This window comes from Methylibium sp. (assembly GCF_965279545.1).
Lineage (GTDB): Bacteria > Pseudomonadota > Gammaproteobacteria > Burkholderiales > Burkholderiaceae_C > Methylibium.
This window is the reverse complement of record NZ_OZ257250.1, coordinates 3049097-3065285: the sequence shown is the minus strand read 5'-3', so window position 1 is coordinate 3065285 and position 16189 is coordinate 3049097. Positions and strand designations below refer to the sequence as shown.

The following is a 16189-nucleotide window of genomic DNA, read 5'->3' as shown; positions in this document are numbered from 1 at the left end:
ACATGAACACGAAACCCCTCCTGATCGGCCTAGCAGCCATCGGTATCCTCGGCGCCGCGGGCTACGGCTTCTATGCGACCGGCATGCAGCGAGGCATGGGGATGAGCGCCACATCCGCGTCCGTCGCCGTCGCGGGTGCCGCTGCGAATGGTGCGTCGGCCGCGTCCGGCGCCGCCACCGAAGCGGTGCCGCAGAGCATCGCTCAAGGCGAGGACGCGACCCGCCGGCACATCACCTCGGGCATCAAGGCCGGCGATGTCGATCCGATGACAGGCAAGAAGGTCCTCTACTACCATGACCCGATGGTGCCGGGGAACAAGTTCGACAAGCCGGCCAAATCGCCGTTCATGGACATGATGCTGGTACCGGTCTACGCCGACAGCGACGGTGACGGCAGCAAGGTGACGGTCAGTCCGCGCATCCAGCAGAACCTGGGCGTGCGCACCGCCGCCGTCACCGAAGGCACGCTGTCGCCGCAGGTGTCTGCGGTCGGCAGCATCGCCTTCAACGAGCGCGACCAGGTCATCGTGCAGGCCCGGGCCACCGGCTACGTCGAGCGCCTGCACGTTCGCGCCACGCTCGACCGCGTGGCCAAGGGCCAGGCGCTGGCCGAGCTGTACGTGCCGGATTGGATCGCCGCGCAGGAAGAGTTCCTGTCGGTGCGCCGGATGCAGGGCACCGACTTGGCATCGCTCGTCGACGGCGCACGACAGCGCATGCGCCAGGTCGGCATGAGCGACACGCAGATCGCGCTGGTCGAAAGCACCGGACGCACCCAGCCGCGCATCACGCTGGTCGCACCGATCGGCGGTGTCGTTACCGAGCTGATGGTGCGCGAGGGCATGACGGTGATGGCTGGTGCCACGCTGTTCCGCATCAACGGCCTGGGCACCGTGTGGGCGAATGCCGAAGTGCCCGAGAGCCAGGCGGCGCTGCTGCGACCGGGTGCGAAGGTCCAGGCCACGAGCCCGGCCGTCCCCGGCACGAAGTTCGACGGCAAGGTGCAGGCCATCCTGCCCGAGGTCAATGCCACCACGCGCACGCTGAAGGCCCGCCTCGAACTCGCGAACGCCAACGGCGCGCTGGTGCCGGGCATGTTCGTGCAGATGCAGTTCATGGACACGCGCAGCGAGAAGGTGCTGCTGATTCCCACCGAAGCCATCATCCAGACAGGCAAGCGCACGGTCGCGATGCTGGCGGAAGACAACGGCCGCTTCCGCCCCGTCGATGTCGAGATCGGCATCGAGAGCGGCGGGCAGACCGAAATCAAGCGCGGCTTGCAACTCGGCCAGCGCGTGGTCGTGTCGTCGCAATTCCTGATCGACTCGGAGGCCAGCCTGAAGGGCGTGGAGGCGCGGTTGAACGTCGAGCCGCCACCCACTGCCGCGAACACCGCACCCCGACATTCCGGCACCGGAAGGATCGAGGCGATCAGCCGCGACGCGATGACCTTGTCGCATGGCCCCATCGCGTCGCTGAAGTGGGGCGCGATGACCATGGACTTCAAGCTGCCCAAAGGTGGCGTGCCGCGTGGGCTGGAGGCGGGGGACCGAATCGACTTCGAGTTCTACATGGACGCCAACAGCCAGCCTCAGCTCACCAGCACGACCTTGCTGCAGCCGGAGCCAAAGGCTCCCGCGTCCGCAGCCTCGCGGAGCAAGCCATGATCGCCAAGCTGATCCGCTGGTCGATCGCCAACCGCTTCCTGGTGCTGCTGGCGACCGTGATGCTCAGTGCCTGGGGTGTCTACTCGCTGCTGCGCACGCCGCTGGACGCGCTGCCCGACTTGTCTGACGTGCAGGTCATCATCCGCACGACCTACCCGGGCCAGGCGCCGCGCATCGTCGAGAATCAGATCACCTACCCGCTGACGACGACGATGCTGTCGGTGCCGGGGGCGAAGACGGTCCGTGGCTACTCGTTCTTCGGCGACAGCTTCGTCTATGTACTGTTCGAAGACGGCACCGACCCGTACTGGGCACGCTCGCGGGTGCTGGAGTACCTGAACCAGGTGCAATCGAAATTGCCGCCCGGCGCGAAGGCCTCGCTCGGGCCGGACGCGACCGGTGTCGGCTGGATCTACCAGTATTCGGTGGTCGATCGCAGCGGCACGCAGGACGCAGGGCAACTGCGCGCTTTGCAGGACTGGTTCCTGAAGTTCGAGCTGAAGACCGTGCCGAACGTGGCCGAGGTGGCCTCGGTCGGTGGCATGGTGCGCCAGTACCAAATCCTGCTCGACCCCGACAAGCTGGCTGCCTACGGCATTGCGCACACCAAGGTGGTCGAGGCGATCCAGAAGTCGAACCAGGAAGCGGGCGGCTCGGTGCTCGAACTCGGCGAGGCCGAGTACGTGGTGCGGGCCTCGGGCTACCTGCAGTCGCTCGACGACTTCCGCAAGGTGCCGCTGGTTAGCACGGCGGCCGGGGTGTCGGTGCGCCTCGGTGACGTGGCTCGTATCCAGGTCGGGCCGGAGATGCGGCGCGGCATCGGCGAACTCGATGGCGAAGGCGAGGCTGCCGGCGGCGTGATCGTGATGCGCTCGGGCAAGAACGCGCTGGAGACGATTGCGGCGGTCAAGGAGAAGCTCAAGACCTTGCAGGCGAGCCTGCCCAAGGGCGTGGAGATCGTGCCGGTCTACGACCGCTCAGGCCTGATCGAGCGTGCAGTGGACAACCTCGGGCACAAGCTGCTCGAGGAGTTCGTTGTCGTCGCGGTGGTGTGTTTCATCTTCCTGTTCCACCTGCGCTCCGCCTTCGTCGCCATCGTCTCGCTGCCGCTGGGCATCCTGGCCGCGTTCATCGTGATGCACTACCAGGGCGTGAACGCCAACATCATGTCGCTGGGTGGCATCGCGATCGCGATCGGCGCGATGGTCGATGCGGCGGTCGTGATGATCGAGAACGCGCACAAGCACCTGGAGCGCTGGAGCCACGAGCATCCGGACCAGAAGCTCGAAGGCGAAGCGCGCTGGCGCGTGATCGGTGACTCGGCCGCCGAGGTCGGGCCCGCGCTGTTCTTCTCGCTGCTGATCATCACGCTGAGCTTCATCCCGGTGTTCACGCTGGAAGCGCAGGAGGGGCGGCTGTTCTCGCCGTTGGCCTTCACGAAGACGTATGCGATGGCCGCGGCGGCGGGCCTGTCAGCGACGCTGATCCCCGTGCTGATGGGCTACCTGATCCGGGGGCGCATACCTGACGAGAAGACCAACCCGTTGAACCGGTTCCTGATCGCGGTCTACCGGCCGCTGCTGAACGTCGTATTGCTTGCACCCAAGACCACACTGGCGGTCGCTGCCGTGGCTTTGGTGCTGAGCCTGTGGCCGCTGCAGCACATCGGCGGCGAGTTCATGCCACGTCTCGACGAAGGCGACCTGCTGTACATGCCGTCGGCGCTGCCGGGCCTCTCGGCCGGAAAGGCGGCCGAGTTGCTACAACAGACCGATCGGCTCATCAAGACCGTGCCCGAGGTCGCGAGCGTCTACGGCAAGGCCGGCCGCGCCGAGACCGCGACCGATCCGGCCCCCATGGAGATGTTCGAGACCACGATCCAGTTCAAGCCAAAGAGTCAGTGGCGGCCCGGTATGACGCAGGACAAGCTGGTCGATGAACTCGACCGTATCGTCAAGGTGCCAGGTGTGGCCAACATCTGGGTGCCGCCGATCCGCAACCGCATCGACATGCTGGCCACTGGCATCAAGAGCCCGGTGGGCGTGAAAGTGGCCGGCACCGACCTGGCCGTGATCGACCGCGTGACGGGCGAGATCGAGAAGGCGCTGAAGGATGTGCCCGGTGTCAGCAGTGCGCTGGCCGAGCGGCTGACCGGTGGCCGCTATGTGGACGTGACGATCAACCGCGACGCGGCGGCACGCTTCGGCATGAACATCGCCGATGTGCAGTCCGTCATCAGCTCGGCGGTGGGCGGTGACAACGTCGGAGAGACCGTGGAAGGCCTGCAGCGCTTCCCGATCAACCTGCGCTATCCACGAGAGACGCGCGATTCTCTGGAGAAGCTGCGCGTGCTGCCCATCGTCACCGAGAGGGGGGCGCGGCTGGTGCTCTCCGATGTGGCCGACATCCGCATCACCGATGGCCCGCCGATGCTGCGCAGCGAGAACGCACGGCTGTCGGGCTGGGTCTACGTCGACATCCGTGGTCGCGATCTGCGCTCGGCGGTGCAGGACATGCAGCGCGTGGTCGCCGAGAAGGTGGTCCTGCCGGCGGGCTATTCGATCTCGTGGTCGGGCCAGTTCGAGTTCCTGGAGCGCGCGACCGCGAAGCTGAAGGTCGTCGTGCCGTTCACGCTGCTGATCATCTTCGTGCTGCTGTACCTGACCTTCAAGCGCTTCGACGAGGCGCTGCTGATCATGGCGACGCTGCCTTTCGCGCTGGTCGGTGGCATCTGGCTGCTGTACCTGCTGAGCTACAACCTGTCGGTGGCTGGGGCGGTCGGCTTCATCGCGCTGGCCGGCGTGTCGGCCGAGTTCGGTGTGATCATGCTGCTGTACCTGAAGCAGGCTTGGGGCGAGCGTGTGGATGCCGGCACAACGACGACCGACGACCTGCTCGATGCGATTCGCGAAGGCGCGGTCTTGCGCGTGCGGCCCAAGGCGATGACTGTCGCGGTGATCCTGGCCGGCCTGTTCCCGATCATGTGGGGCACGGGCACAGGCTCCGAGGTGATGCAGCGCATCGCCGCACCGATGGTGGGCGGGATGATCACCGCACCGCTGCTGTCGATGTTCGTGATTCCTGCTGCGTACCTGCTGATGCGGCGCAAACGTGAGCCCACGGCATGGCGCTTCGCGTTCTGGCGGAGGCAGCAAGCGACGGTCTGACCACATCCGAAGCTGGTGCACCTTCGTTAGCGCTGCGCTGCTGCTTTGCGTGGCGCTGGCGGGTGCGGGCGCCTGTGGTTCGGTGCTGCTGACCTGCCCCCCGTGAGGCGGTCCAGATCAAGGTTAGTAGAGTCCGTTTTCCGAGGAAGGAACGGACATGAAGAAGAGCAGGTTCACGGACGAGCAGATCGTCGGGTTCTTGAGGCAGGCCGAGGCCGGCATGCCGGCCTCGTCAGGACTGCGCTCTTGCAGCCAACGTGGCGGCTACTTCACGACCTCGTAGGGGACTTCGCGATCTCGTAGTGTTTTCGCGATCTCGCTGGGGAGGGAGTTCACGACCGGCTCTGGGGTTCCCAGGACCGACGGAGCGCCTCGCCGTGATCGGGGGCCAGTTCATCTTTCACTTCCACAGGACTTCGCAAGTCGTTCTTTTAGAACGATATTTTCTTGATATCACCTGCGAAATCGTGTCTAAGTGCTTGATTTCATTGAGATTTCCTTACATCTCCGGTTGACCCGCCTGCAGGGCTCCGCTAAAGTGGGGCAAAGTGCACTTTAGTGGGATTCCGTGGCAGAGATTGTTTTCCAGGGGGCTTCGGCGCTCGCGCTCGACGCAAAAGGGCGGCTGGCCGTCCCGGCGCGCCATCGCGACGCCTTGAGCGCCCTGGCGCAAGGCCAGCTCACGCTCACCAAGCACCCGGTCGGCTGCCTGCTGCTCTTTCCCCGTCCGGCGTGGGAGAGCTTTCGCGACAAGGTCGCCGCGCTGCCGATGCGCGCCGAAGGCTGGAAGCGCATCTTTCTCGGCAATGCCATGGACGTCGAGATCGACGGCAGCTCGCGCGTGCTGGTCTCGCCCGAACTGCGCCAGGCGGCCGGCCTGTCCAGGGATGTGATGCTGCTCGGCATGGGCAGCCACTTCGAACTCTGGGACGTGCAGCGCTATCAGGCGCACGAAGCCGAGGTCATGCAGCAGGGCCTGCCCGAGACCTTGGGCGACTTCTCCTTTTGACGCCCATGAACCAGGGAGCAGGGTCTTGGCAGCACACCACCGTCCTGCTGCACGAGGCGGTCGATGCCCTCGTGACGGCGCCAAGCGGGCTCTATGTCGACGGCACCTACGGCCGCGGCGGGCACTCGCGGCTGATCCTCTCCCGGCTGTCGGACGCGGGGCGCCTGCTGGCGATCGACCGCGACCCCGACGCGGTGGCGCATGCCACCTCGGGCGCGGCGCGGGTCACGGACCCGCGCTTTCACATCGAGCATGCGGCCTACAGCGAACTGCCGGCCCTGCTGGCGGCGCGCGGCGTGACGCGCATTGACGGCTTGCTGCTGGACCTGGGCGTGAGCTCGCCGCAGATCGACAACCCCGAGCGCGGCTTCAGCTTTCGCGCCAGCGGCCCGCTCGACATGCGCATGGACCCGACGCGCGGCGAGAGCGCGGCCGACTACCTGGCGCGCGCCGACGAACGCGAGATCGCCACGGTGATCCGCGACTATGGCGAGGAGCGCTTCGCGACGGCGATCGCCCGCGCGCTGGTGGCGCGCCGGCTGGGCGGGCGCGCGGTGCGCACCACCGAGGCGCTGTCCGAGGTCGTGGCGCAGGCGGTCAAGACCCGCGAGCCGGGCCAGAACCCGGCCACGCGCACCTTTCAGGCCTTGCGCATCTTCGTCAACGCGGAGCTGACGCAGCTCGAACAAGGCCTCGCGGCGGCGCTCCAATGCCTGAAGCCCGGGGGGCGGCTGGTCGTGATCAGCTTTCATTCGCTCGAAGACCGCATCGTCAAGACCTTCATCGCGAGCCACAGCAAGGAGTTGGTCGACCGCCGGGCGCCGTTCGCGCCGCCCAAGCCGATGCGGCTGCGCGCCGTGACGCGGGTGAAGCCGAGCGCCGAAGAGGTGGCGGCGAACCCGCGCTCGCGTTCCGCGATCCTGCGGGTCGCGGAACGCACGGACGTGGGGGTGTCTGCATGACCCGGCTCAACGTCATGCTGCTGATCGCGCTGGTGTGCAGCTCGCTCTACCTCGTCAAGGTGTCCTACGAGTCACGGCGCCTGTTCGCCGAGCTCGACCGCGCACAGGCGCTGGCCCTGAAGCTCGAGAGCGACCATGAACGGCTGCTGGTCGATGCGCGGGCGCAGGCCACGCCGCTGCGCGTGGAGAAGGTTGCGCGCGACCGGCTGGGCATGCGCAGCGCCACGCCGGCGGTCACGGAGTACGTCGTTCCCCCGGCGCCGGCCGCCGAGCCCGCGCCCGATGCGGCCGAGGGGCGCCGATGAGCTGGATCGCCAGGCTGTTCGACCGCGGCGGCAAGGGCCGGCCCCGTCGCCCGGGCGCGCGCGCCGCCAGCGGTGCCGTGAGCGCGCGCAGCGTGCGCTATGCGAGCAGCCCGTTGCTGGCCTCCAAGACGCCGCCGTGGCGCTCGAAGTTCCTGGTCGGCCTGGTCGGCGCCGGCTTCCTGCTGCTGCTCGGCCGCGCGGTCTACGTGCAGGTGATCGGCACCGAGTTCTACCAGCAGCAGGGCGCGAACCGCTACGCGTACAAGCTGGACCTGCCGGCCAATCGCGGCCGCATCACCGACCGCAGCGGCGAGCTGCTCGCCTCCAGCGTGGAGGCGCCGACCGTGTGGGCCATTCCGCGCGACGTCACCGCGTCGGCGGCCGAGAAGCGCCAGCTCGCGAGGCTGCTCGACATGAGCTCGGGCGAGCTGGAGCGCCGCCTGTCGGACAACCCGAATTTCGTCTACCTGCGTCGCCAGATCGACGAGCCGGTCGCCCTGCAGGTGCGCGCGCTGAACCTGAAGGGCGTGCACCAGCTCACCGAGTACAAGCGCCGCTACCCCGCCGGCGAGGCGGCGGCGCACGTGGTCGGCTTCACCAATGTCGAGGACCGCGGGCAGGAGGGCATCGAGCTGGCGTTCCAGGGCGCGTTGTCGGGCCGCGACGGCTCGCGCCGCGTCATCAAGGACCGGCGCGGTCGCGTGGTCGAGGACATCGGCGAGAGCGTGCCGCCGGTCGACGGCCGCGACATCGAGCTCGCGATCGACACCAAGGTGCAGTTCTTCGCCTACCAGCGCATCCGCGACGCGGTGGCCGAGCACAAGGCCAAGGCCGGCAGCGTGGTGGTGCTCGATGTGCAGCGCGGCGAGGTGCTGGCGCTGGCCAACTACCCGAGCTACACGCCGGGCGAGCGCCACAACCTCGGCGGCGGGCAGCTGCGCAACCGCGCGCTGACCGACACCTTCGAGCCCGGCTCGACGATGAAGCCCTTCATCGTCGGGCTCGCGCTGGAGACCGGCCGGGTCACGCCGTCGACGGTGATCGACACCGCACCGGGGCGCCTGACGATCACCGGCAGCACCATCAGCGACGCCCATCCGCACGGCGCGCTCACCGTCGAGCAGGTGATCCAGAAGTCGAGCAACGTCGGCACCGTCAAGATGGCGATGCAGATGCAGCCGCGCGAGATGTGGGAAACCTTCAGCGCGGTCGGCCTGGGCCAGAAGCCGCAGATCGACTTCCCCGGTGCGGTCACGGGCCGCCTGCGGCCCTACAAGACCTGGCGGCCGATCGAGCAGGCGACCATGAGCTATGGCTACGGCCTGTCCGTCAGTCTGTTCCAGCTCGCCCGCGCCTACACGGTGTTCGCGCGCGACGGCGAACTCATCTCGACCAGCATCACCCTTGCACAGCCGCCGGGCACCGGCGTGCGCGTGTTCTCGCCCGAAACCGCGCGCGCCGTGCGCCACATGCTGCAGATGGCGGCCGGCGACGGCGGCACCGCGCCCAGGGCGCAGGCGATCGGCTACTCGGTCGGCGGCAAGACCGGCACCGCGCACAAGCAGGAAGGCAAGGGTTACGCCGACAAGAAGTACCGCGCCTGGTTCGTCGGGCTGGCGCCGATCAACAACCCGCGTATCGTGGTCGCGGTGATGGTCGACGAGCCGAACGCGGGCAAGTACTTCGGCGGCGATGTCGCCGCGCCGGTGTTCAGCGAGGTGGTGCAGAAGACGCTGCAGGCGATGGGCGTGGCGCCCGACCTCGACGTCAAGCCGCAGATCGTCGCGCGCCACGAGGACGCCGTGGAGGAGAGCTTCTGATGCTCACCGCCCTGCGTTCGCCCGCCGCCGCCGCCCGCTGGCTCCAGGAATGGACCACCGGCACGCTGCGCACCGACAGCCGCCTCGTGCAGCGCGGGGACGCCTTCATTGCCTGGCCCGGTCACGCGACCGATGGCCGCCGCTTCGTGCCGGCCGCACTGGCCGCCGGCGCCGCGACCTGCCTGGTCGAGGCCGATGGCGTGGAAGCCCACGGTTTCGACGATGCGCGCATCGGCACGCTGCCGGCGTTGAAGGCGGCCACCGGCGCGATCGCCGACGCCTACTTCGGCCATCCGTCGCAGCAGTTGCAGGTGGTGGCGACCACCGGCACCAACGGCAAGACCTCCACCGCGTGGTGGACCGCCCAGGCGCTGACGCTGCTGGGCCGGCGCTGCGGCGTGGTCGGCACGCTCGGCATCGGCGAGCCGCCGCTGCCCGGGGGCGATGCGCGCATCGAGTTCACCGGCCTCACGACTCCCGACCCGGTGACGCTGCACGGCGGCCTGCGCCGCATGGTCGACACCGGCTTCAAGGCCTGTGCGATCGAGGCCTCGTCGATCGGGCTCAACGAGCACCGGCTCGCCGCGCTGCGCATCGAGGTGGCGCTGTTCACCAACTTCACGCGCGACCACCTCGACTACCACGGCAGCATGGACGCTTACTGGGCGGCCAAGCGCGTGCTGTTCGGCTGGCCCGGGCTGAAGGCGGCGGCGGTCAACCTCGACGACGCGCAGGGCGCCGAACTGGCCGGCAGTCTGGCCGGCCACGTGCCGGACCTGTGGACCTATTCGCTCGAGCGCGACGACGTGCGGCTGCGCGCCCGCGACCTCGGCTACGTCGATGGCGGGCTCGCGTTCACGCTCTACGAAGGCGGCACGGCGCTGCCGGTGCGCAGCGGCCTGATCGGCGACTACAACGCTGCCAACCTGCTGGCCGTCATCGGCGGCCTGCGTGCGCTCGGCGTGCCGCTGGCCGAGGCGGTGCGCGTGGTGCCGCAGCTCACGTCCGTGCCGGGGCGCATGCAAAGGGTGTCGGCAGCCGGGCCGCAGGGCACGTCGCGCAGTCCGGCGCCGAACGGCCCGGAAGTCATCGTCGACTACGCGCACACCCCCGACGCGCTGGAGAAGGCCCTGACGGCGCTGCGCCCGCTGGCCCGCGCGCGCGGCGGGCGGCTGCTGTGCGTGTTCGGCTGTGGCGGCAACCGCGACGCCACCAAGCGCCCGCTGATGGCGGCGGTCGCCGAGCGTCTGGCCGATCGCGTGATCGCGACCAGCGACAACCCGCGCGACGAGCTGCCGGCGGCGATCCTGGCCGGCGTCGTGGCCGGCTTCGTGTCGCCCGCGAAAGCCGAAGTGATCGAGGACCGCCGCGCGGCGATCGCACGGGCCGTCGGCACGGCCGATGCGCACGACGTGCTGCTGGTCGCCGGCAAGGGGCACGAGGACTACCAGGAGATCGCGGGCGTCAAGCAGCCGTTCTCCGATGTCGCCGAGGCGCAGCGCGCGCTGGCGGCGCGAGGGGCAGCGGCATGAGCGGCGTGATGATGGACCTGCGGCTCGCGCACGGCCTGCTGCCGGGCTCGACGCTGGTCGGCGATCCGGCCGCGCAGATCCTGCGCGTGCACAGCGACACCCGCACGCTGCGCGCCGGCGACCTGTTCGTCGCGCTCGAGGGCGAGCGCTTCGACGCGCACGACTTCCTGCCACAGGCGCGCGCCGCCGGCGCGGTGGCGGCGATCGCCGAACGCGGCCTCGCCGAGGCCGGCCTGCCGGGCCTGCAGGTCACCGACACCCGTGCCGCGCTCGGCACGCTGGCCGCGAACTGGCGCGCGCGCATGAGCCTGCCGCTGATCGCGGTGACCGGCAGCAACGGCAAGACCACCGTCACGCAGATGATCGCCAGCATCCTGCGCGCCTGGGTCGGCGATGCGGCGTTCTCGACCGAAGGCAACTTCAACAACGACATCGGCGTGCCGCTGACGCTGCTGCGGCTGCGCCAGGACGGCGACACGTGGCACCGCGCCGCGGTGGTCGAGCTGGGCATGAACCACGTGGGCGAGATCGCGCAGCTCGCGCGCATGGCCGCGCCCACGGTCGCGCTGGTCAACAACGCGCAGCGCGAACACCAGGAGTTCATGCCGAGCGTCGAGGCGGTGGCGCGCGAGAACGGCGCGGTAATCGAGGCGCTCGGCCCGAGCGGCACTGCGATCTTCCCGTCCGACGATGCCCACGTGGCTGTCTGGCAGGCGCTGGCCGGCGCACGGCCCACGCTGAGCTTCTCGCTCGAAGGCCCGTCCGACCTGCTGGCCGAGGCGGTGTGGAGCGACGACCACTGGGCCGCCGTGCTGCACACACCGGTCGGTGCCACCGCGATCCGGCTGCACGTGGCGGGCTGGCACAACGTCAGGAACGCGCTCGCCGCGACCGCCTGCGCGCTGGCCGCCGGTTGTCCGCTGCAAGCCATTGCACGCGGCCTCGAAGCCTTCTCGCCGGTCAAGGGCCGCTCGCAGGTCAAGGCGCTGCAGCGCGGCGGCCGGTCGGTCACGCTGATCGACGACAGCTACAACGCCAACCCGGACTCGGTGCGCGCGGCGATCGACGTGCTGGCCACCTTGCCGGGCCCGCGCTGGCTGGTGCTCGGCGACATGGGCGAGGTCGGCGACCAGGGCCCGGCCTTCCATGCCGAGGTCGGTGCCTACGCCGCAGCACGCCAGGTCGACGCGCTGTGGACGGCCGGTGCGGCCAGCGCGGCGGCGGCATCCGCCTTCGGGCCGGCCGCGCGGGCCTTCGCGAGCGTCGGCGAGCTGATCGCGGCCTTGGGCGTCGGTGGCGGGGGCGGTGAGCGGGCACTGGCGCCGGCCGTTCCCGACGCGGCAGCGATCGTCGTCAAGGGGTCGCGCTTCATGAAGATGGAACAGGTGGTCGCGGCGCTGCAGGCGAGCGCCGAAACCCCCGGGGGAGAACGCTCATGAGCATCGAGATGCCGGCGCGAGGACGACCATGCTGATCACCCTGTCGCAATGGTTGCAGGTGCTCTACCCGGAGCAGCTGGGTTTCCTGCGCGTGTTCCAGTACCTGACCTTTCGCGCCGTGATGGCGGCCATGACGGCGCTGCTGATCGGCCTGGCGCTCGGGCCCTTCGTGATCAAGCGGCTGGCCCACCTGAAGATCGGCCAGCCGATCCGCGAGTACGGCGTTGCCGAGCACATGGCCAAGCAGGGCACGCCGACGATGGGCGGTGCGCTGATCCTGCTGGCGATCGCAATCAGCACGCTGCTGTGGTTCGACTGGAGCAACCGCTTCGTCTGGATCGTGATGATCGTCACCTTCGGCTTCGGCGCGATCGGCTGGGTCGACGACTGGCGCAAGGTGGTCGACAAGAACCCCGAAGGCATGCGTTCGCGCGAGAAGTACTTCTGGCAGTCCGTGATCGGCCTCGTCGCCGCGCTCTACCTCGCGTTCAGCGTGTCGGAGACCTCCAACCTGCGCGTGCTCGAACTCTTCATGCGCTGGGTGCAGAGCGGCTTCTCGAACGACCTGCCGCCCAAGGCCGACCTGATCGTGCCCTTCTTCAAGAGCATCAGCTACCCGCTCGGCGTGTTCGGCTTCATCATCCTCACCTACCTCGTGATCGTCGGCAGCAGCAACGCGGTCAACCTGACCGACGGGCTCGACGGCCTGGCGATCATGCCGGTGGTGATGGTCGGCTCGGTGCTGGGCATCTTCGCCTACGCGACCGGCAGTTCGGTGTACTCGAACTACCTGCTGCTGCCGCACATCCCCGGCGCCGGCGAGCTGATGATCTTCTGTGCCGCGCTGGCCGGCTCGGGCCTGGCCTTCCTGTGGTTCAACGCCTACCCGGCGCAGGTGTTCATGGGCGACGTGGGCGCGCTCGCGCTGGGCGGCGCGCTCGGCACCATCGCCGTCATCGTGCGCCAGGAGATCCTGCTCGGGATCATGGGCGGCATCTTCGTGCTCGAAGCCTTGTCGGTGATGGCCCAGGTCGCCTGGTTCAAGTACACGAAGCGGCGCTACGGTGCCGGGCGGCGCATCCTGCTGATGGCGCCGCTGCACCACCACTTCGAGAAATCCGGCTGGAAGGAAACGCAGGTCGTCGTGCGTTTCTGGATCATCACCATGCTGTTGTGCCTGGTCGGCTTGTCGAGCCTGAAGTTGCGCTGAGCCGGACGCCATGAACGCACTGCAGGATCAAACCGTTCTCGTGCTGGGCCTGGGAGATTCCGGCCTCGCGATGGCGCAGTGGTGCGCCCGCGGTGGCGCGCTCGTGCGCGTGGCCGACACGCGCGAGGCCCCGCCGCAGGCCGCGGCGCTGGCGCAGCACGTGCCGGGAGCGACGCTGAGCTGCGGTTTCGACGCCGGGCTGCTGGACGGCGTGCAGCGCGTGCTCAAGAGTCCTGGCCTGTCGCCGCTCGACCCGGCGCTGGCGCCGCTGCTGGCGCGCGCCGCGGAGCTGGGCGTGCCGGTCGAAGGCGAACTCGACCTGTTCGCGCAGGCGCTGACCGAACTGAAGGCCGGGCGCGGCTACGCGCCGAAGGTGATCGCGATCACCGGCACCAACGGCAAGACCACCACCACGGTGATGTGCGGCCAGCTCGTCGAGCGCAGCGGGCTGCGCGTCGCGGTGGCCGGCAACGTGGGCCCGACGATGCTGGGCACGCTGGCGGCAGCGCTGGATCAGGAGGGTGAGATGCAGGCAGTGCTGCCCTCACCCCAGCCCTCTCCCGCCGGGGCGGGAGAGGGGGCCGATCCGGCACCGCTGTCTCCTGCTCCCTCTCCCGCGCCAGTGGGAGAGGGCCGGGGTGAGGGCTCGTCCCCGGACGAACCGCCCGACGACGAGGACGCCCCGCTGCAGCTCGCGTCGCCGCCGCCCGCCGCGCCGGTGTTCGAGCACCTGCCCGAGGCCTGGGTGCTGGAGCTGTCGAGCTTCCAGCTCGATGGCGTGCGCGGCTTCGTGCCGAGCGCTGCGGTGGTGCTGAACGTCACGCAGGACCACCTCGACTGGCACGGCTCGATGGCAGCCTATGCGGCGGCCAAGGCGCGCATCTACGGCCCGGCCGACGCCCGGGACTGCACGATGGTGGTCAACCGCGACGACCCGCAGGTCGAGGCGATGGTTCCCGCGCCGCTGCCGCAGAAGGGCCGCCTCGCCAAGCCGCTGGTGCGCAAGGTGATCCGCTTCGGGCTCGACGCGCCGCAGCGCCCCGGCGACTACGGCCTCGTGGTCGAGCACGGCATGGCCTGGCTGGTGCGTGCGCTGGAGGCCGACGAGACCCTGCGCCGCCGCAAGAGCGACGAGCCCGACGAGATCCACCTGCAGCGGCTGATGCCGGCCGACGCGCTGCGCATCCGCGGCCGCCACAACGCCGCCAACGCGCTGGCCGCGCTGGCGCTGGCCACGGCAATAGGCCGGCCGCTCGCGCCGATGCTGCACGGTCTGCGCGAGTACGGCGGCGAGCCGCACCGTGTCGAGCTCATCGCCACGGTGGGCGGCGTCGAGGCCTACGACGACAGCAAGGGCACCAACGTCGGCGCCACGGTGGCGGCGCTCGACGGCCTGGGTGCCGACAAGGCGCCGGCCAAGCTGGTGGTGATCCTCGGTGGCGACGGCAAGGGCCAGGACTTCACGCCGCTGGCCGCCCCCGTGGCGCGACATGCGCGCGCGGTCGCGTTGATCGGCCGCGACGCCGCGGCGATCGAGGCCGTGCTGGAGCCCGGCGGCGTGCCGCTGGCCCGGCACGACACGCTGCAAGCCGCCACCCGCTGGTGCTTCGGCCAGGCCCGCGCCGGCGACGCGGTGCTGCTGAGCCCGGCCTGCGCGAGCCTCGACATGTTCCGCAACTACGCGCAGCGCGCCGCAGTGTTCGGCGACGAGGTGCGCGACATCGCGCACGAGCAGGGAGAAACGGCATGAGCTGGTCGCCGGCCGCGCTCGGTGCCCGCGTCGGCTTCGACGCGCTGAAGGCGCGCGTGGCCGCCTTGCTCGGTCGCGGCACGCGCGGCGAGGCGCTGCCGATCCGCGACTGGGTCAGCGTGTCCAGCGGCCAGCCGGCACGCCTGCTGGGTTTCGATCAGGCGATGGTGTGCGTCGTGATCGCGCTGCTCGCGCTCGGTCTGGTGATGGTCTATTCGACCTCGATCGCGCTGCCCGACGACCCGCGCACCGCGCGCTTCGCCCCCACCCCGTACTACCTGATGGTGCGTCACGCCTTCGGCCTGCTGATCGCGCTGGCGGCGTCGCTCGCGGTGGTGCAGGTCCCGCTGCGCGTGTGGGAGCGCTGGGCACCGTGGTTGTTCGTGATCTCGCTGGTGCTGCTGGTGCTGGTGCTGATCCCGCACATCGGCCGTGCCAGCAAGGGCGCGCGGCGCTGGATCCCGCTGGGCTTCATGAGTTTCCAGCCGAGCGAACTGGCGAAGCTGGGCATCGCGATGTACGCCGCGAGCTACATGGTGCGCAAGATGGAGATCAAGGAGCACTTCACCCGCGCCGTCGCGCCGATGGCCGTCGCGCTGGCCGTGATCGGCCTGCTGCTGCTGGCCGAGCCCGACATGGGCGCCTTCATCGTCATCGCGGCCGTCGCGATGGGCATCCTGTTCCTGGGCGGCGTCAACGGCCGCATGTTCCTGCTGAGCATCGCGGTGCTGCTGGGTGTCTTCGTGTCGATGATCGTCGCCAGCCCCTGGCGCGCCGAGCGCATCCTCGCCTTCCTGAAGCCCTGGGACCCGCTGTACGCGCAGGGCAAGGGCTATCAGCTCACGCACTCGCTGATCGCGCTGGGCCGCGGCGAGATCTTCGGCCAGGGCCTGGGCTCCAGCGTCGAGAAGCTGCACTACCTGCCCGAGGCGCACACCGACTTCCTGCTGGCCGTGATCGGCGAAGAGCTCGGCTTTGTCGGCGTCGCGCTCGTGATCGCCGCGTTCTTCTGGCTCACGCGGCGCATCTTCCACATCGGCCGCCAGGCGATCGCGCTCGACCGCGTGTTCTCCGGCCTGCTCGCGCAGGGCCTCGGCATCTGGATGGGCGGGCAGGCCTTCATCAACATGGGCGTGAACCTGGGCGTGCTGCCGACCAAGGGGCTGACCTTGCCGCTGATGAGCTACGGCGGCTCGGCGATCCTGATGAACTGCGTGGCGCTGGCGATCGTGTTGCGCGTCGATATCGAGAATCGACAGCTCATGCGGGGAGGGCGCGCATGAGGGGCTTTCTCATGCAGGACATGCCCGAGGCCGTCGGTCTCGCGC

12 protein-coding genes are annotated in these 16189 nt (G+C 69.4%); all 12 read left to right on the top strand.

Features of this window, described 5'->3' with window-relative positions; all coding sequences use genetic code 11:
- The first annotated feature begins 2 nt into the window (after positions 1–2).
- Positions 3–1667 carry an efflux RND transporter periplasmic adaptor subunit gene (locus ACQY9S_RS14350; protein ID WP_428420445.1) on the top strand — a complete coding sequence of 555 codons (1665 nt, stop codon included), beginning with the start codon at positions 3–5 and terminating at the stop codon, positions 1665–1667.
- Entirely contained in the window at positions 1664–4834 is a 3171-nt protein-coding gene (locus ACQY9S_RS14345) for an efflux RND transporter permease subunit (protein ID WP_428420444.1), read from the top strand. The genes ACQY9S_RS14350 and ACQY9S_RS14345 overlap by 4 nt, the downstream gene beginning before the upstream one ends.
- A gap of 157 nt (positions 4835–4991) precedes the next feature.
- Positions 4992–5117: a hypothetical protein gene (locus ACQY9S_RS14340; protein WP_428425844.1), complete on the top strand. Its 126-nt coding sequence runs from the start codon at positions 4992–4994 to the stop codon at positions 5115–5117.
- Between the two features lie 285 nt (positions 5118–5402).
- Entirely contained in the window at positions 5403–5843 is a 441-nt protein-coding gene (gene mraZ, locus ACQY9S_RS14335) for a division/cell wall cluster transcriptional repressor MraZ (protein ID WP_428420443.1), read from the top strand.
- Positions 5844–5848: 5 nt separating this feature from the next.
- Positions 5849–6805 carry a 16S rRNA (cytosine(1402)-N(4))-methyltransferase RsmH gene (gene rsmH, locus ACQY9S_RS14330; RefSeq protein ID WP_428420442.1) on the top strand — a complete coding sequence of 319 codons (957 nt, stop codon included), beginning with the start codon at positions 5849–5851 and terminating at the stop codon, positions 6803–6805.
- Entirely contained in the window at positions 6802–7110 is a 309-nt protein-coding gene (gene ftsL / locus ACQY9S_RS14325; RefSeq protein WP_428420440.1) for a cell division protein FtsL, read from the top strand. The genes rsmH and ftsL overlap by 4 nt, the downstream gene beginning before the upstream one ends.
- Positions 7107–8930, top strand: coding sequence for a peptidoglycan D,D-transpeptidase FtsI family protein (locus ACQY9S_RS14320; RefSeq protein ID WP_428420438.1), 1824 nt, complete (start codon positions 7107–7109; stop codon positions 8928–8930). Before ftsL ends, ACQY9S_RS14320 begins: the two co-directional genes overlap by 4 nt.
- Positions 8930–10462 (top strand): UDP-N-acetylmuramoyl-L-alanyl-D-glutamate--2,6-diaminopimelate ligase, encoded by a 1533-nt coding sequence (locus ACQY9S_RS14315; protein WP_428420436.1) that lies wholly within the window; start codon positions 8930–8932, stop codon positions 10460–10462. The genes ACQY9S_RS14320 and ACQY9S_RS14315 overlap by 1 nt, the downstream gene beginning before the upstream one ends.
- Entirely contained in the window at positions 10459–11901 is a 1443-nt protein-coding gene (locus ACQY9S_RS14310) for a UDP-N-acetylmuramoyl-tripeptide--D-alanyl-D-alanine ligase (protein ID WP_428420434.1), read from the top strand. Before ACQY9S_RS14315 ends, ACQY9S_RS14310 begins: the two co-directional genes overlap by 4 nt.
- 28 nt (positions 11902–11929) lie before the next feature.
- Positions 11930–13111 (top strand): phospho-N-acetylmuramoyl-pentapeptide-transferase, encoded by a 1182-nt coding sequence (gene mraY, locus ACQY9S_RS14305; protein ID WP_428420433.1) that lies wholly within the window; start codon positions 11930–11932, stop codon positions 13109–13111.
- A gap of 10 nt (positions 13112–13121) precedes the next feature.
- Positions 13122–14861, top strand: a complete 1740-nt coding sequence (gene murD, locus ACQY9S_RS14300) for a UDP-N-acetylmuramoyl-L-alanine--D-glutamate ligase (protein WP_428420432.1) — start codon at positions 13122–13124, stop codon at positions 14859–14861.
- On the top strand, positions 14858–16144 hold the full coding sequence (gene ftsW, locus ACQY9S_RS14295; protein WP_428420430.1) for a putative lipid II flippase FtsW: 1287 nt from the start codon (positions 14858–14860) through the stop codon (positions 16142–16144). Before murD ends, ftsW begins: the two co-directional genes overlap by 4 nt.
- The last annotated feature ends 45 nt before the right edge of the window (positions 16145–16189 follow it).

Excerpts from the sequence above, each read along its gene's own strand:
- ACQY9S_RS14350 (WP_428420445.1), top strand. The coding sequence starts at position 3 with ATGAACACGAAACCCCTCCTGATCGGCCTAGCAGCCATCGGTATCCTC.
- ACQY9S_RS14345 (WP_428420444.1), top strand. The coding sequence starts at position 1,664 with ATGATCGCCAAGCTGATCCGCTGGTCGATCGCCAACCGCTTCCTGGTG.
- ACQY9S_RS14340 (WP_428425844.1), top strand. The coding sequence starts at position 4,992 with ATGAAGAAGAGCAGGTTCACGGACGAGCAGATCGTCGGGTTCTTGAGG.
- rsmH (WP_428420442.1), top strand. The coding sequence starts at position 5,849 with ATGAACCAGGGAGCAGGGTCTTGGCAGCACACCACCGTCCTGCTGCAC.
- ftsL (WP_428420440.1), top strand. The coding sequence starts at position 6,802 with ATGACCCGGCTCAACGTCATGCTGCTGATCGCGCTGGTGTGCAGCTCG.
- ACQY9S_RS14320 (WP_428420438.1), top strand. The coding sequence starts at position 7,107 with ATGAGCTGGATCGCCAGGCTGTTCGACCGCGGCGGCAAGGGCCGGCCC.
- ACQY9S_RS14315 (WP_428420436.1), top strand. The coding sequence starts at position 8,930 with ATGCTCACCGCCCTGCGTTCGCCCGCCGCCGCCGCCCGCTGGCTCCAG.
- ACQY9S_RS14310 (WP_428420434.1), top strand. The coding sequence starts at position 10,459 with ATGAGCGGCGTGATGATGGACCTGCGGCTCGCGCACGGCCTGCTGCCG.
- mraY (WP_428420433.1), top strand. The coding sequence starts at position 11,930 with ATGCTGATCACCCTGTCGCAATGGTTGCAGGTGCTCTACCCGGAGCAG.
- murD (WP_428420432.1), top strand. The coding sequence starts at position 13,122 with ATGAACGCACTGCAGGATCAAACCGTTCTCGTGCTGGGCCTGGGAGAT.
- ftsW (WP_428420430.1), top strand. The coding sequence starts at position 14,858 with ATGAGCTGGTCGCCGGCCGCGCTCGGTGCCCGCGTCGGCTTCGACGCG.